A 23,807-nucleotide genomic window follows, 5' to 3' on the forward strand; every position below is an offset into this window, starting at 1 on the left:
ACGCATTCGGATGCGTTGAATCGGCGCCGTCCCTGTTATCTTTCCCGTGCCTCAACCTGGGCCGGCGCGACGGGGAATCGCCCGGACCCATCCCACCAAGGAGTAGACGAATGGACCCGCAAAACCCTTACCAGAGCCCGCAGTCGCCGCTGATCGCCCCGAACGGCGGCGAGCAGGAGCTGGCCGACCGCGGCATCCGCCTGGTCGCCGCGATCATCGACGGTGTGATCTTGATGGTGCTGTTGGTGCCGCTGATGTTCATCGGCGGCTACATGGACGCGGTGATGCAAGCCGCGCAGACCGGCCAGCAGCCCTACGGCCTGCAGATCGCCTGGGGCGTCGGCGCCCTGCTGCTGTTCTTCGCCGTGCAGTACCTGCCCCTGAGCCAGAACGGCCAGACCTGGGGCAAGAAGGTCATGAAGATCAAGATCGTCGACCAGGACGGCAACAAGCCCGACCTGGTCACGCTGATGGGCAAGCGCTACCTGTTCCAGAACGGCATCGGCCTGATTCCGTGCCTGGGCGGCCTGATCTCGCTGGTCGACGTCCTGATGATCTTCCGCCAGGACCGTCGTTGCCTGCACGACCAGATCGCCGGTACCCGCGTGGTGGTCGCGCGCTGAGCGCGACGTAGCACGCAACGATAAGAACGCGCCGGCGCGATGCGCCGGCGCGTTTTTTTATGCCCGCCGCAAAGGCGACGGCGACCCGCGCAGGCGGCGAAGACGCGGTCGCGTTGGGCGGGCGTCGAGGCGGCAGGGTCGCGCTCGCGGCTTGCGCCCGAGCCTCGGGTCGCTCCGGCCGCTTCCTGTAGGAGCGGCGCAAGCCGCGACCGCGACACCGCGCTCGCGCCGCAAGCCCGATGTCGCGCCGCCGCTGCGAATCAGCCGCGCGGCTTCTGGTAAGTGACGAAGAACCCCTGCAAGTCGCCGTTCTCGATATACGGCTCCACGCTGACCACGTCGTAGCCGCGGCTGACGAAGGCCTGGTGCGCGCGGCTCAGGGCATTGGCGGCGCCCTGGTTGCGGAAGCCCCAGCTGGCGTCGACCCACAGCGTCACCGCGCGCAGGTCCTTGGTCACCGCGTCCTGCGCGACCTGGTCGGGATTCTTGTCGAACAGGCCGGCGCGGGCGGGCGCGGCGGCGCCCGCGGCAAGGGCGAAGGCGAGCAGGGCGGCGGTCAGGGGGCGATGCATGGCGGTCTCCGGCGGTGCGGCCGGCGGCGGCCGCGGTCATGGGGTGGCGATACCGGCAAGCCATCGGTCGAAGTCCGGTGGCGCAGGCGCGGTGGCGATCGTTGTCTCGGCGCCGCCGGCGAGCCGGCGGTCAGTGCTCGGCGCCGCCGGCAAGCCGGCGGTCGATGCGCGTCGTCAGCGCGGTCTCGACCATGACGCGCAGCGCGCGGACCACGTGCTCGCTGTCCAGGCTCGGCGCGCCGGCGTGGCGCGCGGCTTGCGCGGGAGAATACGGGATGTGGATGAAGCCGCCCCGAACCCGCGCGTCGCCGCGCAGGTGCAGTTCGTGCAGCAGCCCGTAGAAGACGTGGTTGCACAGGTAGGTGCCGGCGCTTTGCGAGATCTCGGCGGGAATGCCGGCCTCGTGCAGGGCCGCGCGCAGGGCCTTGATCGGCAGCGAGCTGAAGTACGCGGCCGGGCCGCCGGCGATCACCGGCTCGTCGATGGGTTGGCGGCCCTGGTTGTCGGGGATGCGCGCGTCGTCGACGTTGATCGCGATGCGTTCGATCGACAGCTGCGCGCGTCCGCCGGCCTGGCCGATGCACAGCACCAGCGCCGGGCGCAGCGCGTCCAGGCGTTCGCGCAGCTGCGGCAGGCAGCCGGCGTAGGCCACCGGCAGGCAATGGGCGACCACGAGACGGCCGCCGATGCGCTCGCCGTGCAGGCGCTGCACCGCTTCCCAACTGGGGTTGCTGGCCTCGCCGCCGAACGGCGCGAAGCCGGTCAGCAGCACCGGGGCTTGGTCGAAGTCGGCGTTCATCGCAGCGCGATCCAGTACATCAGCAGCACATTGCAGGCCAGCAGGATCGCGCCGGTGGGCCACTGCGCGCGGATCACGCCGTAGGGGTCCTTGAGTTCCAGCAGCGCCGCCGGCACCAGGTTGAAGTTCGCCGCCATCGGCGTGAACAAGGTGCCGCAGTAGCCCGAGAGCATGCCGATCGCGGCCAGCGGCGCGGGGTCGGCGTGGTGGTGGCCGACCAGCAGCGGCAGGGCGATGCCGCCGGTCATCACCGGGAACGCGGCGAAGGCGTTGCCCATGATCACGGTGAACAGCGCCATGCCCAGCGCATACGCCGCGACCACGGCGAAGGCGTTGTCGACCGGGATCGCCATGCGCACCACGCCGGCGACCGCCTGGCCGACGCCGCCGGCCTCGAACACGCTGCCGAGCGTGGCCAGCAGCAGCGGCAGCAGCGCGGCCCAGCCGATCGCGTCGACCAGCCGGCGCGATTGCTCCACGCCGCTCCACGGCGTCTGCCGGGTCAGCCGGCACGCGGCGGCGAGGGCGACCAGGCAGGCCAGGCTCAGACCGACCAGGGTGACGTTGGCCGGCTCCAGCAGCGGCGTGTCGCCGATGCGCACGTGCTTGAGGCCGAGCGCCGCGGCCAGGGTGACCGCCGGAATCAGCAGCGCCGGCCAGAACAGGCGGTTGCCCAGGCGTTGCGATTCGCGCTGCTTTTCCGCTTCGCCGGTCTCGGCGTAGCCGCCGCGGCCGAGGCCGCCGAAGCCGGCCAGCAGCGCCAGCGCGACCACGCAGGCGCCGACGACCTTGTTCGGCAGGTGCTCGGCGAGGAACATCAGCGCCGCGATCAGGCCCCAGAACAGCGCGGTGGTCCAGCGCCGCGGATTGGCCGCATCGCGCGCGCCGCGCCAGGCCAGCGCGCCGAAGTACAGGCCCATCAGCCAATAGACGAACTGCAGGCCGATCATGCGTCGCGCGCCGGGTCGGCGACCGCCGCAAGCTCGGCCGCGCGCTGCTGCGCCAGTCGCCGGATCGTCGCGCGCTCGAAGCGCAGCACCCGGACGCAGTGGATCAGGAACGCGCAGATCGCGGTCGGGATGCCCCACAGCGCGATGTGCAGCGGATCGAGCTTGAACCCGTGCTCGGCGAAGAAGCTCTGGATCAGCAGCACCGCGCCGAACGCGATGAAGATGTCCTCGCCGAAGAACAGGCCGACGTTGTCGGTGCCGGCGGCCATCGCGCGGATGCGCTGGCGGGTGTCCTCGTCGAGATCGCCGTGGTTGGATTGGGCGGCGCCCTCGGCCATCGGCGCCAGCAGCGGGCGCACCGTCTGCGGATGGCCGCCGAGGCTGGTCAGGCCCACCGCCGAGGCCAACTGGCGCATCAGCAGGTAGGCGATCAGCAGCCGCGCCATGGTCGCCCCGCGCAGGCGCGCGACCCAGCGTTGAGCGTGTTCTTTCAGGCCGTGGCGTTCGAGCAGGCCGATCACCGGCAGGGTCAGCAGGAACAGCAGCAGGAAGCGCTTCTCGGTGTAGGCCTTGCCGAGCACGTCGAGCACCTCCAGCGGCGAGATTTTCGCCGCCAGCCCGGTGATGAAGCCGGCGGCGACCACCACCAGGGCCGGGTTGAGCCGCAGCACGAAGCCGAGCGCGAGCGCGGCGACGCCGATCAGGGGCCAATAGTTCATGCGGCAGCGTCCTCGCGGGGCGAAAGGAAGGGCGGGGCGGAGCGTGGATCGAAGCGGGGCTCGGCGGGAACCGGGCGGCGATCCTTCGCCTCGCGCGCCGCCGCCGTCACAGCGCGGCGACCCTCACCCCGTCGGCCTCGAGCGCGGCGCGCACCGCGCGCGCGAACTGCGCGGCGTCGCTGCGGTCGCCGTGCAGGCACAGGGTGTCGGCGCGCAGCGCCACGGTGTCGCCGCCGGCGGCGCGCACGCGCCCGTGCAGCGCCAGTTCGCGCACCTGGGCGATGGCCTGGTCGAGCGATTCGATCACCGCGCCGGGCTGGCCGCGCGGCAGCAGCCGGCCGTTGGCCGCGTAGCCGCGCTCGGCGAACACTTCGTGGGCGACGCGCAGGCCCAGGCGCTGGGCGGCGTCGGTGAGTTCGGACTGGGCCAGGCCGAACACGATCAGGCGCGGATCGCACTGCGCGACCGCGCCGGCGATGGCCTCGGCCACGCCGCGGTCGTCGGCGGCGAGGTTGTAGAGCGCGCCGTGCGGCTTGAGGTGGGTCAGCGCGACGCCTTCCTCGTCCGCGATCGCGGCCAGGCGCGCGAGCTGGCGCGTCACCAGCGCGACGACCTCGTCGTGCGCCAGCGCCAGCGCGCGGCGGCCGAAATGCTCGCGGTCCTCATAGCCCGGATGCGCGCCGGCGGCGACGCCGTGGGCGCGGCACAGGCGCAGGGTCTCGCGCATGCTGGCCTCGTCGCCGGCATGGCCGCCGCAGGCGATGTTGGCCGAGGTGACGTAGGGCAGGATCGCGGCGTCGTCGCCGCAGCCTTCGCCGAGATCGCAGTTGAAGTCGATGCGTCCGGACATGGTGCGATGCAATAGGAAGCCGGCGGCGCTCAGTTGCGCTTGAACAGCAGGCCCAGGCCGACCGCGATCAGGATCGCAGGCCACCAGGTCACCAGCAGCTTGGTCACGCTGAGGTTGGTGAAGCCCAGGTTGTTGAGCAGGAACAAGGTGCCGATGACGATCAGGATCAGGGCGCCGACGACGTGGGATTTCATGCTGTTGCGGTCTCGCTGCGATGCGGGGGCGCCTGGGCCCGGGACGGGGACGAGTCTAGTCGGGTTGGGGCGGCGGGACTATGGGGGGATGGGTGAATGGGGCGGTGGGCGCGGGTGGGGCGCGGTTGTGGGGTGGCTGGGGGAGGTGTGGCGGTTGGGTGTTGTGTCGGCGTTGGCGTTTGTTTCGGAGGGCGTCGGTTCGGCTGCTCGCGCCGCTCCTACAGTCGGATACGCGACCCCACGTCCGTCATTCCGGCGAAAGCCGGAACCCATGTTGACGTTGTTGCTGCTTTCGCCGCTACCGATGTGTCGCGTGACGACAAACCACCATCAAAAGCTTTCGTCCGCAAGCGGCCGAGCTACTTTCTTTTGTCAGCGCGACAAAAGAAAGTAGCCAAAGAAAAACGCTTGTTTAAGGTCACAAGCCACTAGGTCCAGCACCCGGCGCGGGGATGCGCCGTAAGGGGCATCCATGCCCCTACGGCGCACGCGCGCATCCATGCGCGCGCCCTCCGGGTCTGCGGAGCAAGGGCCTCTGGCGCGGTTGCGTCCGAGCCAAAGCTACAGCAACAGCAAAATGGATTCCGGCTTTCGCCGGAATGACGGCGACGGGCGTTGTGCCCTCAGCCATCGTCATTCCGGCGAAAGCCGGAATCCATTTTGATCTTGCCGTCGCCGTCGCCGTCGCCGTCGCCGTCGCTGCTGCTATTGCTGCCGCTGTTGTGCTCTTGCCCTTTGCCGTGACGCAACGTCACCCGAGGCCAATGCTTCGCAGCCCCGGAGGGCGTGCGCATGGATGCGCACGCGCGCCATGGGGCAGGATGCCCCTTATGGCGCGGCCCCGCGCCCCTTTCGAGCCATAGTGGCTCTTGATCCGAAAAAACAAGGCCTTTTCTTTGGTTACTTTCTTTGTGGCTTCAGACAAAGAAAGTGACCCGGCCGCTTGCGGACGGAAGCTCTTGATCGTGGCTTGTCGTCGCTCGCTGCAGCAACAAAAGCAGTAAGCAACAGCAAAGCCAGAATGGATTTCGGCGTTCACCGGAATTACGGAAGGATTCGCAGCTAAAGCGCCGCAGCAGATGCAACCCAGCTGAAGCGACGCAGCACCAGCCAGCGCAGCCAGCATCAAACCCGCAGACAAAAAATCGGGGCCGCGAACGGCCCCGTGTTCCAAGCGAAAGATCTCGCCAAATCGATCCCTGCGCAGCCCGCACCCGCAGACCGCGACATTTACTTGGCCGCGCCCCCAGCCGGCGCGGCAGCCTCCGGCGCACCGGCCGGCGCCGCGGCCGGCGCGGCCATGGGCGCACCGACCGTGGGCGCCGTCCACAGCTTGGTCTCGGCCTTGCCGCCCATCATCTGCCCGCGCACCAGCGGCACCGGCGGCCCGCCGTAGCTCAGGAACTGGTCGTGGAACGCCTTCCACGCGCCGCGGCCGCCGCGGCTGGCGGTCCAGTCCTCGCGCAGCTGCAGGATCATCAGCTTGCCCAGGGTGTAGTTCAGATAACCCGGGTCGTAGGTGCCGCGCGCGGCTTGCTGGCGCGCGTTGCCGGGGTCCTGGAACGCCTTGTCCTTGAACAGCTGCTCGGACTGGGCCACGGTCATGCCGCCGGTGTGCAGGCCGATCGCCGACACGTAGCGCACGTCGCGCAGCAGCGCGTTGGTCAGCTGGCCGATGTGGATCTCCGGGGTGGCGCCGTCGAGGCCGGCGTCGAACATCATCTCTTCGGTGTAGTGCGCCCAGCCCTCGGTGTAGGCGTAGCCGACGAACAACTGGGCGAACTTCCACTGCGAGCGGTTGGCGTGCAGGAAGTGCAGGAAATGCCCCGGCCAGACTTCGTGCGCGGAGGTGAACAGCAGGTCGGCCTTGCCCGGCACGTACGCGTCGCGCTCGGCCTTGGGCCAGTTCGGATCGGGCGGGGCGATGTAGTAGACCGAGGGCAGGTTCTTCTCGTACGGCCCGGGAATCTCGATGTAGGCGAAGTTGCTGCGGTTGAACGGCGGCGCTTCCTCGACCTTGGCCTGCTCGGTGCCGGGGATCGAGACCAGATCCTTGTCGACCACGAACTGGCGCAGCCCCGCGAGTTGCGCGCGCGCGCCTTCGACCGCGCCGCCGACCGGTTTGTCGGCGCCGGCCTTGTCGACGCAGGCCTGCAGGGTCTGGCCCTTGGCGAAGGCCTCGCAAGCGCTCTTGAGCGCGGCCAGGTTGCGCGCCAGGTCGGCTTCGCCGGCGGCCTTGAGCTGGTCGAGCGGAAGGTCGACGCCCTCGGTGGCCTTGAGCATGCGCGCGAACTTGTCCGCGCCCAGGGCGAAGTCCTGGGTCGCCTGCGGCTTCTGCTGGGTCAGGTAGTCGGCCAGCCCCTGCATCGCCTCGATCGCCTTGGCGTTGGACGCGGCGAAGCGCTTCTGCAGCGCTTCGTCCTGCACTTCGGCGAAGGCCTGCGGCACGTCGTTCTTGAAGAACTGCGCCATGCCGCCGAAGCCCATCGTGCCCAGGTCGATATAGGTCGCCGGCAGCGGGCCCTTGAGGTTGCCGCGGATCTGTTCGGCGGCCTTGGGCAGCGCTTCCTGGTAGGCCACGAACGCGGCCATGCGTTGCTGCAGCGGCGCGTAGGGGCGGGTCAGGTACATGCTCGGCGACAGGTCGCCGAGGTAGAAGGAAGGGTTCTTGGCGGCGAAGCCGGAGTCTTCCAGCCAGAACAATTGGCCGTCGATGGTCGACAGCACGTAGTCGCGCTGGAAGCGCTGGCCGGCGTCGAGGCGGTCGTCGCCGAAGGCGGCGACCGCGTCGCGCTGCTGGCGCAGCCATTGGATGTTGGCCTGCAGCGCCTGCGGCGAGTAGTCGGGCAGCTTGCCGTCGAACTCGTGCTTGCCGGCGTTGGCGGCGGCGACCGGGTTGCGTTCGAAATAGCCCTGCAGGAAGGCGTCGACGGCGGCGTTCCATTCGGCCGCGGCGGCGGGCTTGGCCGCGGCCGGCGCGGCGGCGGCGCCGTCGGCGGGCGGGGCGGTCTCGGACTTGCAGCCGGCGGCGAGCGCGGCGGCGACACAGGCGGACAGGGACAGCAGGCGCAGGCTACGACGCATTGCGGGGGTCTCCGGATGGCCAGGGCGGACGCGGCGGGATGGCCGGTTCGCGGGGCGGTACGGCCGACCATCCTCGGCGCTTGCGCGGCGCTTGCACAGTGACTTTCGACATGTGCGGCGCGGGCGTCGGGGCCGCGCCCGCGCGGTCACGGCGACGCCACGCGGCCGCAGCGGCGCGCGGCCTGGCCGAGGGCTTCGCGTTCGCCGGGGGCGAGCAGGTCGCGGCCGGCCTGCGCGACCTCGCCGCGGCGCGCGCCCTCGAGGTAGGCGCGCACCGCCGCGCGCTCTTCGGCGTCGATCAGCGGCGCGGTCGAGCTCAGCCGCGCCGCTTGCTGCATGAAGTCTTCGGCCTGCCGGCGCCGGCAGGTCCGCAGCGCGTACAAGCCGCGGTAAAGCAGCGACCGGGTGAGGTAGAGGCTGCGGGTCTGGAAGTCGACCAGCGCGCCCTGGCCGGTGCCTCCGCTGTCGAGGAAGGCGCGGTCGGCGGCGAGCAGGCGCGCGAACGCGGCGTCGGCCTCGGCGTGCCGGCCCTGGCGGAACAGCCATTTGGCCTGGAAGTAGTCGATGTCCTGCAGGCGGTAGTTGTCGGCGCCGAACAAGGCGATGGTTTCCGCGCGCAGGCTGGCCAGCACCTGCGCGGCCTCGGGTAGCTGCGCCGGGCTGCCGCGGTCGATCAGGTAATTCGCCAGCAGCAGTTCGTCGCTGTTGGCCGGCAGGCCGCCCCTGTGCTGGGCGGCGATGGTCTCGCGCAGCGCGTTCAGACCCTGTGCGACTTCGTCCGGCGTCGGCGCCGGATCGTCGTACAACAGCAGCAGGGCGAGGTTGTACCGGGCGGCCATGCGCCATTCGCTGCCGACCGGCAGGCGGCGATCGAGCACGCCGATGGCCTGACGCAGCAGGGCGATCTTTTCGCCGCGGCTGTCGGCGACCGCCCAGTAACCGCTGGAGACCGCGGAAGCGTATTGCGGATTGTCTTCGCCGTAGGCGCGGCGGATGGCGGCGAGCGCGGCGGCGACGTCCTGCCGCGACAGGCCCGAATCGGGAAAGATGCTCAGCCGCACCTGCGCGTAGGCGGTCTTGGGATGCGCGGGGCCGAGCGTGGCGGTGCGGCGCCGGACCAGTTCGCGGGCCAGTTCGCGGGCGCTCAGGTTGGGCTGCAACTGGACCGCGCGCATCAGCGTTTCCAGCGCGTCGTCGGCGAGTACCGGATTGATCGGCCGGGCCAGGGCGATGGCTTCGCGCGCAGCGGCCTCGGCCGGCGCGGCGCGATGCAACCGGTAGCTCAGGCCGGCGCGCAGGATCAACGCCTACGCCAGCAGTTCCTCGTGGCCGCGGCCGAGCGCGCGGGCCTGCGCGACCAGGCCGTCGGCGGTGGCCAGCGCGTCGCGCGGCCGGGCCAGGTACCACTGCGCGCGCGCCAGTTCGGCGCCAACGGTCACCTGCGACGTGCGCGCGAGTTCGTCGTCGCGCCCGTCCAGTTCGTCCAGGCGTTCGCGCGCCAGCCGCATCGCTTCGGCGTAGCGCGCCTGGGTGTTGAGCAGGGACAGCCGGGTGACGGCGACGAAGCCGTCGCGGTCGTCTTCCGCGCCGAGCGCGCGTTGCGCCTCTTCGGCCAGCGTCTCGGCGCGGCGGTAGTCGCCGAGCACGGCGTAGCTGCGCGCCAGCGTCGCCAGGCTGCGCGCGCGCAGGCCGGGCTGCTCGTCCAGCGGCATCGCGCGCAGTTCGCGTTCGGTGCGCTCCAGCAGCGCGCGCGAAGAGAACGGCGCGCTGCCCAGGCCCGATTGGGTCGCGCTGCCCAGGGTCGCGGCGAACAGGCGGGCGACGCCCTGGCTGGCGCGCACCTCGCGCTGGACGCGCTGGTGCTGCCAGACGATCGCGCCGGCGCCGGCCAGCACCACCACGGCCAGCGCGGCGAACATGGCGCCGGCGGCGGGGTTGCGCCGGCGCCATTTGCGCGCGCGTTCGCGCCAGCCGCCGCGGCGCACGCCGACCGGACGATGCTGGCGCCAGGCGCGCAAATCGCGGGCGAACTCGGCGATGCTCGGGTAGCGGTCCTGCGGCCGCGCCGCCACCGCCTTGAGCGCGACCGCGGCGAGGTCGCCGGCGAGCGCGCGGCGCAGCGCGTCGGGCGTGTCGAAGCCGCGTTGGCGCGCGAGCGCGTCGTCGTCGTCGCCGATCAGCCGGTCCATCGGTTCGGGCTCGCCGGCGGCGGCGATCGGCACCAGTTCGCGCAGGCTGTGCAGACGGCTCGGCCAGTGCCCGCACAGCAGTCGGTAGCTCAGCACGCCGAGCATGTACAGGTCGGTGGCCGGGCCCTGGGTGCCGTGCTGGCGCGCTTCCGGCGCGGCGTAGTCGGGGGTGATCGCCAGGTGCGCGCCGGCATCGCCGTCGGCGGGGCCGTTGAAACGGGTGGAGATGCCGAAGTCGAGCAACTGCACGCGGCCGTCGGCGGTCACCAGCAGGTTGGACGGCTTGATGTCGCGGTGCAGCACGCCCTGCGCGTGCGCATAGGCGAGCGCGTCGCAGGCTTGCAGCAGCAGGTCGGCGCGCGCGTCCAGGCCGAGCCGGCGGCGCTCGCACCAGGCGTCGATCGGTTCGCCCTCGACCCGGCGCAGGGCGAACCACGGCCGGCCGTCGGCGTCGATGCCGCCGTCGACGACGCCGGCGATGCCGGAATGGTCCAGGCGCGCGAGCAGATTGCGTTCCTCGCGGAACGCCGCGGCCAGCTCGGGCGATTCCAGCCCGGTGCGGATGCACTTGATCGCCACGCGCTGCTGGAACTGGCCGTCGTCGCGGCGCGCTTCGTAGACCGTGCCCATGCCGCCGCGGCCGAGGATGCGCTCGATCCGCCACGCGCCGAGCAGGCCGCCGATGCGGCGGTCCGGCTCGTTTTCGTCGTCCTCGGCGGACTCGTCGGCCCGCGGTTGGCGTTCGGCGACGATCTGCGCCGGCGAGCGGTCGAGCACGCCGGCGTCGGCTTCGTCGCAAGCGAGCAGCGCGCTTAAGGCCGCGTGCAACGAAGGGTCGCGAGCCGCCAGAGCCGCGAGCCTGCGCTCGCGTTCCGGCGCGGGCAGATCGACGTATTCTTCGAACAGGTGCAGCGCTTGGGCGAGCACGGCGCTCATCGGTGCGCGGCGCTGACGGTTGCGGCATCCGTGGGCGCCGGGCAAGCGGGTACGCCGACAGCGGCGGGAACGGCCCTTGGGTCGGCCGGAAACCATAGCGGCGGCCGCGGCGGCAGCCGGCCGAGGCGAACGGCACGCTGGAGCACGCGGGCCTCGTTGACCGATACGGGCGAAATCGCAGCGTGCGGCTTGTCGGCCAAGCGGGCGGCCGCGTTCGCGAATGCATTCGCCTGGGAGCCGCGGCAGTTGCGCAAGGCGTGGATGCCGCGATACAGCAGCGCCATCGCCCGCAAGTCGTTGGCCAGGCCCAGCATCCAGCCGGACGTGTTGGGCGCGAGATCCAGCTCGCGCAACAGTTGCGCGAAGCGTTGGTCGGCGCTGGAGTACTGTCCCTCCCGATAGCGCAGCATGGCGTCGAGGCCGCGCAAGTTCAGCCATTCGATATCGCCCGGACGATAGAAGTTCGGTGCGTTGCGCAGCGCGTCGGCGAGCGTCTGCCGCGCCAACGGCCGGCTCGCTTCGTCGCCGCGCCGGACCAGGTTGAACGCCAGCCAGTAGCGGTCGTTCTGTCCCGGCAATCCGGCGCGCTCGCGCTCGGCGACGTTGCGCCGGAACAACGAGACGCCGCGGTCGAAGTCCGGCGGCGGGCGCTCGTCGTCGCCGCGTCCGAGCAGGACCTTGGCCAGATTGCTACGCGCGTTGAACAACATTTCGCTGCGCGGACGGGTGCGCTCCAGGATGGCGACCGCTTCGCGTTGCAAAAGCAGTTCTTCCTCGGGATCGCGCGCCGCTGTCCAGGCCAGGCGCGACAGCGCCAAGGCGTAGACCGGATGATCGCGGCCGTAGCCGACCTCGAGCCGACCCAATATGGCGAGCGCGGAGCCGCGAGACACCCGCGGGAAGCGGCTGAGCGCGAGGTAGACCTCGGCCAACGCGGTTTGCGGATGACTCGGGCCGAGGTTTTGCTTGCGCTCGTCGTACAAGCGCTGCGCGTTGTCGGGGTAGGCCGGGCTTTGCCGCACCCGCTGGACGTCGACCAGACGCTCGAGCGCGTTGTCCGCCAGCACCGGGTCGATCGGTGTGGCCAGCGCGCGCGCGCGTTGCGCGTCGTCCTCGGCGCCGGCCAGTCGGCCGAGTTGGCGCAGAAAGTTCGAGCGCAGGATCAGCGCCTGGACCTGGAGCGCCCGGCTGCCGGGTTCGTTCGCTCGCGTCTGGCGCAGCAGCGCGTCGACGCTGTTCAATGCTTCTGCGGTGCGGCCCATGTCCCACAGCGTCTACGCCCGCTCCAGGCCGATGGCGACGCCTGCGTTGCGCGCATTGGGGGCGTCGGAGGCGGCCAGCGCATCCAGGCGCGCCCGCGCCAGCGCGAGCGCTTCGTTGTGGCGTCCCTGGTAATTGAGCGCGGACAAGCGCGTGGCGGCGATGAAGCCATCTTCGTCGCGGTCGCCGGCGCGGTCGGAAATGCGCGAGGCTTCCGAGGCCAGCTTGGCGGCCCGCAGATAGTCGCCGATCTGGATATAGCCGCGCGCCAGGGTCGCCAGCGCGTGCGCGCGCAAGGCCGGCTGGTCTGCCAGCGGCAACGCGCGCAGCTCGCGTTCGGTGCGTTCCAGCAGCGCGCGCGAAGAGAACCGGGTGCTGCCCAGGCCCGACAGCGTCGCCGTGCCCAGGGTCGAGGCGAACAGGCGGCCGACCTGCTCGCCGGCCGCGGCTTCGCGCAGGGCCTGGCGATGCTGCCACCACGCCGCGCCCAGGCCCGCGGCCAGGGCCAGGATCAGCGCCGCGCTCAGGCCGGTCGCCGTCGGATTGCGCCGCAGCCACTTGCGCGCGCGCGACAAGCCGCTGCCCGGGCGCACCCGTACCGGCCGCCCTTGGCGCCAGCGCCGCAGTTCGTCGGCGAACTCGGCGACGCTGGCGTAGCGGTCCTGCGGTCGCGTGGCGACCGCCTTGAGCAGGATCGCGGACAAGTCGCCGCGCAGCCGCCGGGCCAGCGTCGCGGCGTCGGCGGCGCCGCGCGCATGCGCGGCCGCGTCGGGCGCGCCTTCGAGCGACTGCTCCATCGGCATCGGTTCGCCCGAATCGGCTGTGGGCAGCAGATCGCGCAGGCCGTGCAGCGGAGTCGGCCACTGGCCGCTGAGCAGGCGATAGCCCAGCACGCCCAAGGCGTACAGATCGGTGGCGGGGCCCTGCGCGCCGTGCCCGCGCGCTTCCGGCGCGGCGTACTGCGGGGTCAGCGCGGACATCGCCGGAGGCAAGGCTTCGCGCAACGGCCCGATCTGCGCGGAGATGCCGAAGTCGAGCAACTGCGCGCGCCCGTCGCCGGCGACCAGCACGTTGGACGGCTTGAGGTCGCGGTGCAGCACGCCCTGGGCGTGGGCGTAGACGACCGCGTCGCAGACCTGCAGCAGCAGATCCACGCGCGCGGCGACATCGAGGCGGTGGCGATCGCACCAGGCGTCGATCGGTTCGCCCTCGACATAGCGCAGGGCGAACCAGGGCCGGCCGTTCTCGTCGACGCCGCCGTCGACCAGTGCGGCGATGCCGGCGTGGTCCAGGCGCGCGAGCAGGTTGCGCTCTTCGCGCATCGCCGCGATCAGTTGCGGCGAATCCAGTTCGGCGCGCACGCACTTGAGCGCGACCCGCTGCTGGTACTGGCCGTCGTCGCGGTGCGCTTCGTAGACCGTGCCCATGCCGCCGCGGCCGATCTCGCGGTCGATCCGCCACGGCCCCAGGCGCGCGCCGACGCGCAGGTCGGGCGCCGGCGTAGGCGACGATGCCGGCGCGGCGGCGCGGTCGCGGTGTTCGGCGAGGATTTGCACCGGCGAGCGGTCGAGCACGCCGGCCTCGGCGTCGGCCCGCAGCAACGCGCACAAGGCGGCGTGCAGGTCGGGCTCGGTCGCGGCCAGTTCGGCCAACCGGCGTTCGCGCTCCTCGGCGGGCAGTTCGACGAACTCGTCGAACCGCTGCAGGGCGCGGGCCGAAATGGCGTTCATGCGCGGGGCCGGGGGCGGCGGGCAGGACGGAGGGACGCGCTCAGGCGGCGTCGTCCTCGCCGTCCAGGTCGGGACCCACGCGCAGGTGCGCGGCCAGGAACGCGCGCGCCTTGCGCCAGTCGCGGCGGATGGTGCGGTCGGTCAGGCCCAGCACCTCGCCGATCTCGATGTCGCTCATGCCGGCGAAGTAACGCATTTCCACCAACTGGGTCAGCCGCGGCTCGACCGCGCTGAGCGCTTCCAGGGCGCGGTCGATCGACAGCAACTGGTCGAGGTCGGGATCGTAGGAGGGCTCGTAGTGCGGATCGGCCTTGTCGGCGAGATAGCTTTCTTCGTACTTGAGCCGCTTGAGCCGGCGCACCTCGTCCAGCAGCGCGTAGCGCATCGCCTGCGACAGCACCGCGAGCAGGTGCTGGCGGTTGTTGAGGGTGAGCTTGTCCTGGTTCAGGCGCAGCCAGGTGCGGTTGATCAGCGAGGTCGGCGAACGCTTGCTGCCGCGGCGCCAGCGCCGGCGGATCTGCAGCGAGGCGGCCTCGTGCAGGTCGTTGTAGAGCAGCGCGTAGACCCGGTCCCAGGCGCCGGGCTGTCCGCCCTGCGCGGCGGCGATGAGTTGGGTGACCGAATCCAGGGTCGCCTGCGGAAACTCGAACGCGTCCGGCCCGGCGGGTGCGGCCGTCGAATCGGGCGGTGGGCTCTCTTGAGTCATGTCCGGTTTAGCTTCGACGAGACGATGGGATTTCGTTGGCCTGAACCGCCAAACCTTGTCCAATTTTCGAAATGATTACGCCAAACGTGTGGACTTGTCGATAACGCAGGCCCCGAAAGAACGTGCCATCGACATTGCATATCGTCATGTAGGGGGGCGTGCAATTGCGGGTTGGCACTAGAGATGTGTGGTTTGGGGCTTTAACGCACACGGTTTTGGCCCGAAGCGCGTGTAGTTTTCCGCGCTTTCTGGCGCGCGCAGATACGCGTCGACGACGCATCGATCCGCCGACGTGGCCGGATTTTTCAGCGAATTCCCAGGCGTACGGCGACGCCGCGCGGGTGCGCGACCCGGTTTCAGCGGCCGGCGAGGCGGTCGGCGATGGCCCAGCGCAGCCGCGCGGTGTCGGCGTCCATGCGCCGCCGCGCTTCGCGCGCCTCGTCTTCGTCGCAGGCGCGGAAATACAACTTGGCGTTGGGTCGCGCCTGCGCCAGCCGCGGCAGGTCGGCGGCGATGATCCGGCCCAGGCGCGGATAGCCGCCGACGGTCTGGGCGTCGGCCAGCAGCACGATCGGTTGGCCGTCGGCAGGCAGTTGGATGGTGCCCGGCGCGACCGGTTCGGACACGCCGGCGCCGGCCGCGGCGGGCGTGTCCAGCGCCTCGCCGCCCAGGCGCAGGCCTTGCCGGTTGCTGGCCGGGTCGACCCGCCAGCCGCTGTCGCCGAAGCGCTGCGCGGCGGCGGCCAGCGCCGGCGCGGCGGTGGCGACGTAGCGAATCGGCGCGTGCGGGTCGAGACCGGCGTCGGGATCGATCCACCAGCCCGGCACGCGCGGCGCATCGACGCGCCGCGGCGGCCGCACGGGCCCCAGCGGCAAGCGGTCGCCGGCGCGCAGCGCGCGCCCGTGCAGGCCGCCGAAGCTGCCGCGCAGGTCGGTGGCGCTGCTGCCCAGCACGGGGTCGACCGCGAAGCCGCCGGCCACCGCCAGCCAAGCGCGCACGCCGGCGCGCATGCCGCCGATCGATACGGTGCCGGCGGGCAGCTCCAGCGGCCGCGCCGCGGGCAGCGGGTGGCCGTCGAAGCGCAGTTCGCACGGCGCGCCGAGCAAGGCCAGCCGGGTCGGCGCGCGCAGGCGCAGGGTCGGGCCGTGCAGGGTCAGTTCCAGCACCGCGGCCTCGGCGGGATTGCCGACCAGGGCATTGGCCAGGCGCGCGCAGCGCGGGTCCAGCGCGCCGCCCTGGCCGACGCCGAGGTGGCGCCAGCCGGCGCGGCCGAGGTCCTGCACGCAGCTGAGCGCGCCGGGCGCGATCACCTCGATCCATTCCTCGCCCGTGAGAGCGGCGGTCATGGCCGCGCGCTCGCCGGGCCGCCGGCGGCCGCCAGGCCGAACCGTGCGCGGACGCTGGATGCGCAACGCGCCGGGCTCATGCGGGCGTCGCCCGCGCGGGATCGCTCAGCGCGTGGAATTCGTCGGCGCCGATCGCGCGCAGGCGCACGCGGTCGCCGGGCTGGAGCAGGCTCGGCGCCTCGCGCCGCGCATCGAACAGGCGCAGCGGCGTGCGCCCGAGCAGGCGCCAACCGCCGGGACCCGGGCGCGGATAGATGCCGGTCTGGGCGCCGCCGATGGCGACGCTGCCGGCCGCGACCTGGGTGCGCGGGCTGGCCAGGCGCGGCAGCGCCAGCGCCGGGTCCAGGCCGGACAGGTAGGGGAATCCGGGCGCGAAGCCGATCATCGCCACGCGATAGTCGCCGCCGCTGTGGCGCTCGACCAACTGGGCGGCGGTCAGGCCCAATTGCGAGGCCGCTTCATCGAGGTCCGGGCCGAACTCGCCGCCGTAGGCGACCGGGATCTCGACCACGCGCGTGGCCCCGGCGGCCGCGATGTCGTCGCTGTCGCCGCAGCGCTGCAGCAGCCAGTCGCGCACCGTCGCGGCGTCGGTCTGGGCGGGATCGAAGAACACCGCCAGGCTGGCATAGGCCGGCACCAGGTCGCGCAGCCAGGGCGGCGCCGGCGCGCGCACCCGCGCGGCCAAGGCGTGCACGCGCGCGTTGAGCGCGTCGTCGATGCGTTCGCCCAGGCGCAGCAGCCAGGCGTCGTCGGCCAGCGCTTCGAACTCCACCGCGGCGGCGCCCTCGCGCGGGCGCCGGTCGGCGCCGGCCGGGTTCGCGGCAGGATCGTTCACTGCGCCAGCGCGCGCTGCAGCAGGTGCAGGCGCTGCACCAGCGCCTCGGGCGAATACGGTTGGGCGCTGGCCATGCCCCACACCGGCCGCGGCCAGGCGATGTCCTCGCGGTAGCGCGCGATCACGTGCACGTGCAGCTGCGGCACCAGGTTGCCGAGCGCGGCGACGTTGAGCTTGTGCGGCGCGAACCCGGCCTGCAGGGCGCGGCTGACCTTGGCGATCTCGCGGGTCAGCGTCTGCTGCTGGGCCTCGTCGAGATCGACCAGTTCGGTCGCGCCGTCGACCCGCGGCACCAGGATCAGCCAGGGATGGTTGGCGTCGTCCATCAGCCGCAGTTCGCACAGTTCGAACTGGGCGACCGGATGGGTGTCGTCGGCCAGTTGCGGATGCAGGTGCCAGGGATTCATTTCAGCGCGTCCGCGAGGAAGTCCAGGGTGCGTGTCCAGGCCAGCGCGGCGCTGCCGGCGTCGTAGTGGTCGCCGACGTCGCGGTTGAAGGCGTGGTCGGCGTCGTAGAGATGGATCGGCGCGTTCGGCAGCGCCTCGCGGTGGCGTTCGATCGCCTCCGGCGGAATGCTGGCGTCGCGGGTGCCGAAGTGGAACAGCATCGGCGCGCGCAGCGGCTCGCCGAGGAAGGGCAGGGTGCGCGCGCCGTAATAGCTCACCGCCGGCAGGCCGTGGCGGGTGTTGCCCAGGAACGCCAGCGAACCGCCCCAGCAGAAGCCGACCGCGCCGGTGCGCAGGCCTTCGCTTTGCAGCAGGTGGGCGGCGGCGCCGACGATGTCGCTGGCGCGGTCGAAGCCGACCGCGTTGCGCAGTTCGACGCCGCGGGCGGTGGCGTCCTTGTCGTAGTCCAGCTCGACCTCGCGCTCGACCGGATCGAACAGGGCCGGGGCCAGGGCGACGTAGCCGGCGTCGGCGAACCGCTCGGTCACCGCGCGGATGTGCTCGTTGACGCCGAAGATTTCCTGCAGGACCACCACGCCGCCGAGCGGCACGCCGCTGGGGTCGGCGCGCCAGGCCCGCACCGGGCCGGCGGGGGTGTCCAGGTCGATCCAATGAGCCATGGGGGGATGCTCCTTGTGCGAATGGAACCGTACGGACGAAACCGTCCAGGTGAAACCGTGCGGATGAAACCGATTCGCAGGCAGTTTAGCCCCGCAGGCTATAATCCGCGCCCCTACGGGTTTTCCCGCCGTCTCCCGCACCGCCGCACGCCCAGCCCGCCCGCGCGGGCCCGCCGCGTTCGTTCAGGTCCATTCATCAGGTTCCGCCGCCAGCATGTCCGCCAGCGCCCCCGCCAATCCCAAAGTCGGTTTCGTCAGCCTGGGCTGTCCCAAGGCCCTGGTCGACTCCGAACGCATCCTCACCCAACTGCGGGTCGAGGGCTACGACATCGTCCAGAGCTACGACGACGCCGACGTGGTGGTGGTCAACACCTGCGGCTTCATCGACTCGGCCGTGACCGAATCGCTGGACGCGATCGGCGAGGCGATCGCCGAGAACGGCAAGGTCATCGTCACCGGCTGCCTGGGCAAGCGTTCGGAACTGATCCGCGAAGCGCACCCGGACGTGTTGTCGATCAGCGGCCCGCAGGACTACGGCAGCGTGATGAGCGCGGTGCATTCGGCGCTGCCGCCCAGGCACGATCCGTTCGTCGATCTGGTCCCGCGCCGCGTCGCCGACAACGACATCGGGGTCAAGCTCACCCCGAAGCACTACGCGTACCTGAAGATTTCCGAAGGCTGCAATCACCGCTGCAGCTTCTGCATCATCCCGTCGATGCGCGGCGACTTGGTCTCGCGCCCGGTCGACGACGTGCTGCGCGAGGCCGAAAAACTGGCCATGGGCGGGGTCAAGGAACTGCTGGTGATCTCGCAGGACACCTCGGCCTACGGCGTGGACGTGAAGTACGCCGAGCGCCAGTGGCGCGGCAAGAGCTACCAGACCCGGATGAAGGCGCTGTGCGAGGGGCTCAGCGAACTCGGCATCTGGACGCGTCTGCACTATGTGTATCCGTATCCGCACGTCGACGAAATCATTGCGCTGATGGCGGAGAACGGCGCCAACGGCATGCCCAAGCTGCTGCCGTACCTGGACATCCCGTTCCAGCACGCCAGTCCGCGCGTGCTCAAGCTGATGAAGCGCCCGGGCGCGGTCGACAAGACCCTGGAGCGGATCCAGCGCTGGCGCTCGATCGCGCCGGACATCGCGATCCGCAGCACCTTCATCGTCGGTTTCCCCGGCGAGACCGACGCCGAGTTCGAGGAACTGCTGGACTTCCTCGACGAAGCCCAGCTCGACCGCGTCGGCGCGTTCGCCTATTCGCCGGTCGACGGCGCCAAGGCCAACGACCTGCCCGACCCGGTGCCGGAAGAACTCAAGCAGGAGCGGCTGGCGCGGTTCATGGAGCGGCAGGCGGAGATTTCCGCGGCCAAGCTCGAAGCCAAGGTCGGAAGCGTGCAGCGTTGCCTGGTCGATGCGATCGACGGCGAATTGGCGATCGCGCGCTCGATGGCCGACGCGCCGGAGATCGACGGGCTGGTGCAGATCCAGAACGGCGAAAGCGCAGGCTTGCGCGTGGGCCAGTTCGTCGATGTCGAGATCATGGGCAGCGACGAGCACGACCTGTTCGGCGAGGCGGTCGAGAACGACTGAGCGGCGATTGTCGCCGGCGGGCGCGCAAGGGCGGAGCGAAGAGCGTCGGGCCTGAAGGCCCTCCCACAAGAAGCGCTGCGGGTTTCGATGCTCGCCGCTTTTGTGGGAGGGCCTTCTTTTATCGGCGGGTCTTCTTTTGTGGGAAGGCCTTCAGGCCCGACGCGTTCCGGCCAGCGCCTAAATCGCCGCCTATATCGCTGCCTAAATCGCCGCCTATATCGCCGCCTATATCGCCAACCCGGCCGCATTGCCCGACGCCCAGGCCCACTGGAAGTTGTAGCCGCCCAGCCATCCGGTCACGTCCAGCACTTCGCCGATGAAGTACAGCCCCGGCACGCGCTTGGACTGCATCGTGCTCGACGACACGCCGTCGGTATCGACCCCGCCCAGGGTCACCTCGGCGGTGCGGTAGCCCTCGGTGCCGCTCGCCACCAGCGGCCACGCCGACAGGGTCGCCGCCAGTTGCTTCAGCTCGGGCAAGTTGTATTGCTTGAGCGGCTTGTTGGCCAGCCAGTGCTCGCACAGGCGCTGGGCGAAGCGCTTGGGCAGGGTGTCGCCGAGCACGGTCTTGAGTTCGGCCGCCGCGCGCTCGCGCTGCTGCCGCTGCAGCCACTCCAGCGCGTCGCGGCCGGGCAGCAGGTCCAGGCGCAGGTCGTCGCCGGGTTGCCAGTACGAGGAAATCTGCAGGATCGACGGGCCGCTGACGCCGCGGTGGGTGATCAGCATCTGGTTGCTGAAGTCGCGGCCGTTGCAACTGGCGGTGACCGGCAGCGACAGGCCGCTGAGATCGGCCAGGCGCTCCTGGTGCTTGCCGCTGAGGGTCAGCGGCACCAGGCCCGCGCGGGTCGGCAGCACGTCGTGGCCGAAGCGCCGCGCGATTTCGTAGCCGAAGCCGCTCGCGCCCATGCTCGGGATCGACAGGCCGCCGCTGGCGACCGCCAGCGCCGGCGCGGCGAACGCGCCGCGCGCGGTGTGCGCGCGGAAGTCGCCGCCGTCTTCGTGGGCGATACGCTCGATCGAACAGTCGGTCTCGATGCGCACGCCCGCGGCCAGGCATTCGTCGACCAGCATCTTCACGATCAGCTTGGACGACACGTCGCAGAACAGCTGGCCGAGTTCTTTCTCGTGGTAGGCGATGCGGTGGCGCTCGACCATCGCGATGAAGTCCCACGGCGTGTAGCGCGCCAGCGCCGACTTGCAGAAGTGCGGGTTGGCCGACAGGTAATTCGCCGGCGCGGTGCCGGTGTTGGTGAAATTGCAGCGCCCGCCGCCGGACATCAGGATCTTCTTGCCGATCTTGTTGGCGTGCTCGATCACCAGCACGCGGCGGCCGCGGCGGCCGGCGGTCAGCGCGCACATCAGCCCGGCGGCGCCGGCGCCGACGACCAGCGCGTCGAAACGCTCGGCCACTTCAGGCCACCCGCACGCCCGCATCCAGGCGCCGGCGCGGGACCAGGCTCAGGCTGGCCTTGTCGGTGGTCAGCGTCACTTCGCCGTCCTGGATCTGGCAATCCAGGCGGAAGCTGCGCTCGACCATCGCCGCCATGGCCTCGACCGAGGTGCTGTCGATGTCGATCACGCTGAGGTTCTTCAGCCGCTGCAGCGCGTTGGCGTTCTTGTCCCACCAGATGTCGGCGGCGTTGCCGCCGTAGTTGACCACCACCACCTGGCGCGAGCGCCCGCAGGCCTTGCGGATGCGCGATTCGTCGGGCTGGCCGACGTCGATCCACAGCTCGATGTCGCCGGTGTAGTCGCGCAGCGCGATCTCCGGTTCCTCGCCTTCGGCGCTGAGGCCGGGGCCGAATTCCAGGCGTTCGTGCGCGTTCAGGGCGAACGCCAGCGTGCGCACCATCAGCCGCTGCTGGGTTTCGGACGGATGCTGGGCCAGGGTCAGGGCGTGGGCGGCGTAGTAGTGCCGGTCCATGTCGCTGATTTGCAGTTCGATCTTGACGATGGTGGCGTTGAGCGCCATGGGCGGGGCCTGCGGGAAAACAGCGCGCATTCTACCCGCGCGCCGGCTCCGGCGCGGCGGCGGCCGCTGCCGCGCGCCGCAGCGGCAAGGCGCGGCGGTAGGTCAGGCAGCGCCAGACCCATTCCAGCGGGCCGTAGCGGAAGCGCCGCAGCCACCAGTGGCTGAGCGCGGCCTGCGCGGCGAACACGGCGGCGAACGCGACCAGCACGCCGGCCAGCCCGTAGCGCGGTCCCAGTCCCGCGCCGATGCCGTAGAACAGCGCCAGGCCGAACGCGGTCTGGGCCAGGTAGTTGCTCAGCGCCATGCGTCCGACCGGCGCCAGCCAGCCCAGCCAGCGGCGCGCGCGCGGGTGCTGGAACAGCAGCACGAAGCCGGCCACGTAGCCCAGGCCGAGCGAGAGGTAGGCGAGATTGCGCAGCAGCCGGCTCAGCGCGCGCGCGGCGTCGCCGCGGATGCCCGGCAGCTCCGGGCCGAGGCCGCCGAAATCGCGGAACAGGAAATACACCGCCAGGATCAGGCCGGTCGGCAGGCTCCAGGCGAGCAGGCGGCGCCACGCGCGCAGGTGCTGCTGCGGCCGTTGCAGCCAGCCGGCGCGGCCGATCGCCATGCCCAGCAGCAGCCGGCCGAGGGTGAAGAACGGCAGGCTCCAGGCGGTGGCGTGCAGCCACAGGTCGTAGTCGCGGTTGCCGGCCAGCATGCTCGCCCACTGCGGCGATTCGAACGCGGCGCGTGCGGCCGCGGCGGCTTGCGCGGCGGGCGCGAACTGCGCGCTCCACGGCCGCATGAACGGCTGCAGCAGCGCGGTGGCGAACACCGCCACCAGCACGCCGAGCATCGCCAGCGTCGCCGGCCGCCAGCGCGCCAGCGGCAGCAGCAACAGGCCGAGCACGGCGTAGTAGCGCAGGATGTCGCCGTACCAGAACGCCGCGTGCAGCAGGCCGAAGCCGAGCAGCAGGCACAGCCGCCAGGCGTAGCGGCGGCGCGCCTGGGCGCGGTCGGCGGCGCTGCCGCGGTCGGCGCGTTCCAATTGCAGGGCGAAGCCGACCCCGAACAACAACGCGAACACGGTCATCGCCTTGGCGTCGAGCAGCGCGGCCAGGAGCATCTGCAGCCAGCGTTCGCCGCGGGCTTGCGTGCTCTCCTCGATCAGGGTGTAGAGGCTGAAGTCGCGCAGGTTCGACAGCAGCACGCCGGCCAGGGCGAAGCCGCGCAGGGCGTCGATCACGTCCAGGCGCTGTTCGGCGGGGAGGTCCGCGGTTGGGGCGTTGGCGATCGGCATCTGCATCGTCGTCGTCTTCGTCGCTGGCGGGAGCGGTTCCGCCCCGGCGCCTGCGGGCGAAGTAAGCGATGATGGTCGCATGCCGATTCCGCCGCCGGATGCGCCATTCGACCTAGGCTTGCCGCAGGCGTCCGCGCCGGACGCATCCGCGCCGCACGCGCTTGCGCCCAGCCGCCTGCAACTGCCGCCGGGCCCGTGGACGAACCTGCTCGACGGCGTGTGCGCGCGCTTCCCGGCGATCGGCCGAGAACGCTGGCGCGAGCGTTTCGCCCGCGGCCGCGTGCTCGATGCGCGCGACGGGCGGGCGCTGGACGCGGCGGAGCCTTACAAGGTCGGCCTGGAAATCCTGTATTTCCGCGAAGTCGAGCGCGAACCGCGGATTCCGTTCGAAGAACGCATCGTCCATGCCGACGAGCGTCTGTTGGTGGTCGACAAGCCGCATTTCCTGCCGGTCGCGCCGGCCGGCCGCTTCGTCGCCGAAACCCTGCTGGCGCGGCTGCAGCGCCGCTACCGCGAGCCGGATCTGGCGCCGCTGCACCGGCTCGACGCGGCCACCGCCGGGCTGGTGCTGTTCTCGCGCGAGCGCGCCAGCCGCGGCGCTTACCAGGCGCCGTTCCGCGAACGCCGCATCGACAAGCGTTACCTTGCGCTGGCGCCGCCGTTGCCGGCGCTGGCGTTCCCGCTGCTGCGGCGCTCGCGGATCGAGCCGGGCGAGCCGTTCTTCCTGATGCGCGAGGCGGCGGGCGAGGCCAACAGCGAAACCACGGTCGAGGTGGTTTCCCGCGGGCCGCGGGCCTGGACCTACGCCCTGCATCCCGTCACCGGCCGCAAGCATCAACTGCGCGTGCACATGGCCGCGCTCGGCGCGCCGATCCTCGGCGACCGTTTTTATCTGTTGCAGGCGCGCAGCGAGGCGGACGACGAGGACTTTTCGCAGCCGCTCAAACTGCTGGCGCAGTCGCTGCGCTTCGTCGATCCGCTGGACGGACGCGAACGCTGGTTCGAGAGCGGGCTGGCGTTGTAGGAGCGGTTGGGGCCGTTCGCCGGCGTGTTGCCGGGTTCGAAGTGGTTGCGGGTTCGCGGTCGCGGCTTGCGCCGCTCCTACA

23 protein-coding genes are annotated in these 23,807 nt (G+C 71.3%); 3 read left to right on the top strand and 20 right to left on the bottom strand.

The genetic code is table 11. The annotated features are described in order from the left end of the window. Window positions 1-110 precede the first annotated feature (110 nt). On the top strand, window positions 111-623 hold the full coding sequence (locus JHW41_RS09835) for an RDD family protein (RefSeq protein WP_057948084.1): 513 nt from the start codon (window positions 111-113) through the stop codon (window positions 621-623). 260 nt (window positions 624-883) lie between these two features. Here the strand turns inward: JHW41_RS09835 and JHW41_RS09840 are convergent, their stop codons facing one another. From JHW41_RS09840 to JHW41_RS09915, 17 genes are all read right to left on the bottom strand, one after another. Next, entirely contained in the window at window positions 884-1,195 is a 312-nt protein-coding gene (locus tag JHW41_RS09840; protein ID WP_250449774.1) for a hypothetical protein, read from the bottom strand. A gap of 130 nt (window positions 1,196-1,325) precedes the next feature. Then, on the bottom strand, window positions 1,326-1,994 hold the full coding sequence (gene pcp, locus JHW41_RS09845) for a pyroglutamyl-peptidase I (RefSeq protein WP_250449775.1): 669 nt from the start codon (window positions 1,992-1,994) through the stop codon (window positions 1,326-1,328). Beyond that, window positions 1,991-2,944 carry a DUF979 domain-containing protein gene (locus tag JHW41_RS09850; protein WP_250449776.1) on the bottom strand — a complete coding sequence of 318 codons (954 nt, stop codon included), beginning with the start codon at window positions 2,942-2,944 and terminating at the stop codon, window positions 1,991-1,993. The genes pcp and JHW41_RS09850 overlap by 4 nt, the downstream gene beginning before the upstream one ends. After that, window positions 2,941-3,663: a DUF969 domain-containing protein gene (locus tag JHW41_RS09855; RefSeq protein WP_250449777.1), complete on the bottom strand. Its 723-nt coding sequence runs from the start codon at window positions 3,661-3,663 to the stop codon at window positions 2,941-2,943. The genes JHW41_RS09850 and JHW41_RS09855 overlap by 4 nt, the downstream gene beginning before the upstream one ends. Window positions 3,664-3,769: 106 nt before the next feature. Next, entirely contained in the window at window positions 3,770-4,513 is a 744-nt protein-coding gene (locus JHW41_RS09860; RefSeq protein ID WP_250449778.1) for a 5-oxoprolinase subunit PxpA, read from the bottom strand. A 29-nt stretch (window positions 4,514-4,542) separates the two neighbouring features. Further along, entirely contained in the window at window positions 4,543-4,707 is a 165-nt protein-coding gene (locus JHW41_RS09865; RefSeq protein ID WP_091793749.1) for a LiaI-LiaF-like domain-containing protein, read from the bottom strand. Between the two features lie 623 nt (window positions 4,708-5,330). After that, window positions 5,331-5,462 carry a hypothetical protein gene (locus JHW41_RS25955; protein WP_284499538.1) on the bottom strand — a complete coding sequence of 44 codons (132 nt, stop codon included), beginning with the start codon at window positions 5,460-5,462 and terminating at the stop codon, window positions 5,331-5,333. Window positions 5,463-5,937: 475 nt separating this feature from the next. Continuing rightward, on the bottom strand, window positions 5,938-7,791 hold the full coding sequence (locus tag JHW41_RS09870) for a DUF885 domain-containing protein (protein WP_284499539.1): 1,854 nt from the start codon (window positions 7,789-7,791) through the stop codon (window positions 5,938-5,940). 146 nt (window positions 7,792-7,937) lie between these two features. Further along, window positions 7,938-9,095, bottom strand: a complete 1,158-nt coding sequence (locus tag JHW41_RS09875) for a hypothetical protein (protein ID WP_250449779.1) — start codon at window positions 9,093-9,095, stop codon at window positions 7,938-7,940. Between the two features lie 3 nt (window positions 9,096-9,098). Then, window positions 9,099-10,916, bottom strand: a complete 1,818-nt coding sequence (locus JHW41_RS09880; RefSeq protein WP_250449780.1) for a serine/threonine protein kinase — start codon at window positions 10,914-10,916, stop codon at window positions 9,099-9,101. Then, window positions 10,913-11,899: a hypothetical protein gene (locus JHW41_RS09885; protein ID WP_250449781.1), complete on the bottom strand. Its 987-nt coding sequence runs from the start codon at window positions 11,897-11,899 to the stop codon at window positions 10,913-10,915. The genes JHW41_RS09880 and JHW41_RS09885 overlap by 4 nt, the downstream gene beginning before the upstream one ends. A 291-nt stretch (window positions 11,900-12,190) precedes the next feature. Beyond that, window positions 12,191-13,906, bottom strand: a complete 1,716-nt coding sequence (locus JHW41_RS09890) for a serine/threonine-protein kinase (RefSeq protein WP_250449782.1) — start codon at window positions 13,904-13,906, stop codon at window positions 12,191-12,193. A 40-nt stretch (window positions 13,907-13,946) separates the two neighbouring features. After that, complete coding sequence (locus JHW41_RS09895) at window positions 13,947-14,612, bottom strand: ECF-type sigma factor (RefSeq protein WP_057948074.1); 666 nt, start codon at window positions 14,610-14,612, stop codon at window positions 13,947-13,949. 356 nt (window positions 14,613-14,968) lie between these two features. Further along, window positions 14,969-15,958 (bottom strand): biotin-dependent carboxyltransferase family protein, encoded by a 990-nt coding sequence (locus tag JHW41_RS09900; protein WP_250449783.1) that lies wholly within the window; start codon window positions 15,956-15,958, stop codon window positions 14,969-14,971. Window positions 15,959-16,034: 76 nt separating this feature from the next. Then, entirely contained in the window at window positions 16,035-16,793 is a 759-nt protein-coding gene (gene pxpB / locus JHW41_RS09905; protein ID WP_250449784.1) for a 5-oxoprolinase subunit PxpB, read from the bottom strand. Beyond that, window positions 16,790-17,200 (bottom strand): HIT domain-containing protein, encoded by a 411-nt coding sequence (locus JHW41_RS09910; RefSeq protein WP_250449785.1) that lies wholly within the window; start codon window positions 17,198-17,200, stop codon window positions 16,790-16,792. The genes pxpB and JHW41_RS09910 overlap by 4 nt, the downstream gene beginning before the upstream one ends. Then, on the bottom strand, window positions 17,197-17,859 hold the full coding sequence (locus JHW41_RS09915) for a dienelactone hydrolase family protein (protein WP_250449786.1): 663 nt from the start codon (window positions 17,857-17,859) through the stop codon (window positions 17,197-17,199). The genes JHW41_RS09910 and JHW41_RS09915 overlap by 4 nt, the downstream gene beginning before the upstream one ends. Before the next feature lie 214 nt (window positions 17,860-18,073). Between JHW41_RS09915 and rimO the strand changes: the two genes are divergently transcribed. Beyond that, window positions 18,074-19,450 carry a 30S ribosomal protein S12 methylthiotransferase RimO gene (rimO, locus tag JHW41_RS09920; protein ID WP_250449787.1) on the top strand — a complete coding sequence of 459 codons (1,377 nt, stop codon included), beginning with the start codon at window positions 18,074-18,076 and terminating at the stop codon, window positions 19,448-19,450. Between the two features lie 225 nt (window positions 19,451-19,675). Here rimO and JHW41_RS09925 read toward each other — a convergent pair whose 3' ends face one another. Genes JHW41_RS09925 through JHW41_RS09935 form a run of 3 tightly spaced genes read right to left on the bottom strand, consistent with a single transcriptional unit; the run spans window position 19,676 to window position 22,707 of the window. Continuing rightward, window positions 19,676-20,884: an NAD(P)/FAD-dependent oxidoreductase gene (locus tag JHW41_RS09925; RefSeq protein WP_428995493.1), complete on the bottom strand. Its 1,209-nt coding sequence runs from the start codon at window positions 20,882-20,884 to the stop codon at window positions 19,676-19,678. Next, the gene (locus JHW41_RS09930; protein ID WP_250449788.1) at window positions 20,862-21,422 is read right to left on the bottom strand and encodes a YaeQ family protein; all 561 of its coding nucleotides are present in this window, start codon (window positions 21,420-21,422) and stop codon (window positions 20,862-20,864) included. Before JHW41_RS09930 ends, JHW41_RS09925 begins: the two co-directional genes overlap by 23 nt. A 31-nt stretch (window positions 21,423-21,453) precedes the next feature. Next, on the bottom strand, window positions 21,454-22,707 hold the full coding sequence (locus JHW41_RS09935) for a DUF418 domain-containing protein (protein ID WP_250449789.1): 1,254 nt from the start codon (window positions 22,705-22,707) through the stop codon (window positions 21,454-21,456). Between the two features lie 73 nt (window positions 22,708-22,780). Between JHW41_RS09935 and JHW41_RS09940 the strand changes: the two genes are divergently transcribed. Further along, the gene (locus tag JHW41_RS09940; RefSeq protein ID WP_250449790.1) at window positions 22,781-23,725 is read left to right on the top strand and encodes a pseudouridine synthase; all 945 of its coding nucleotides are present in this window, start codon (window positions 22,781-22,783) and stop codon (window positions 23,723-23,725) included. The last annotated feature ends 82 nt before the right edge of the window (window positions 23,726-23,807 follow it).

Origin of the sequence: Lysobacter enzymogenes, from assembly GCF_023617245.1 — a bacterium.
Classification (GTDB): Bacteria; Pseudomonadota; Gammaproteobacteria; order Xanthomonadales; family Xanthomonadaceae; genus Lysobacter; species Lysobacter yananisis.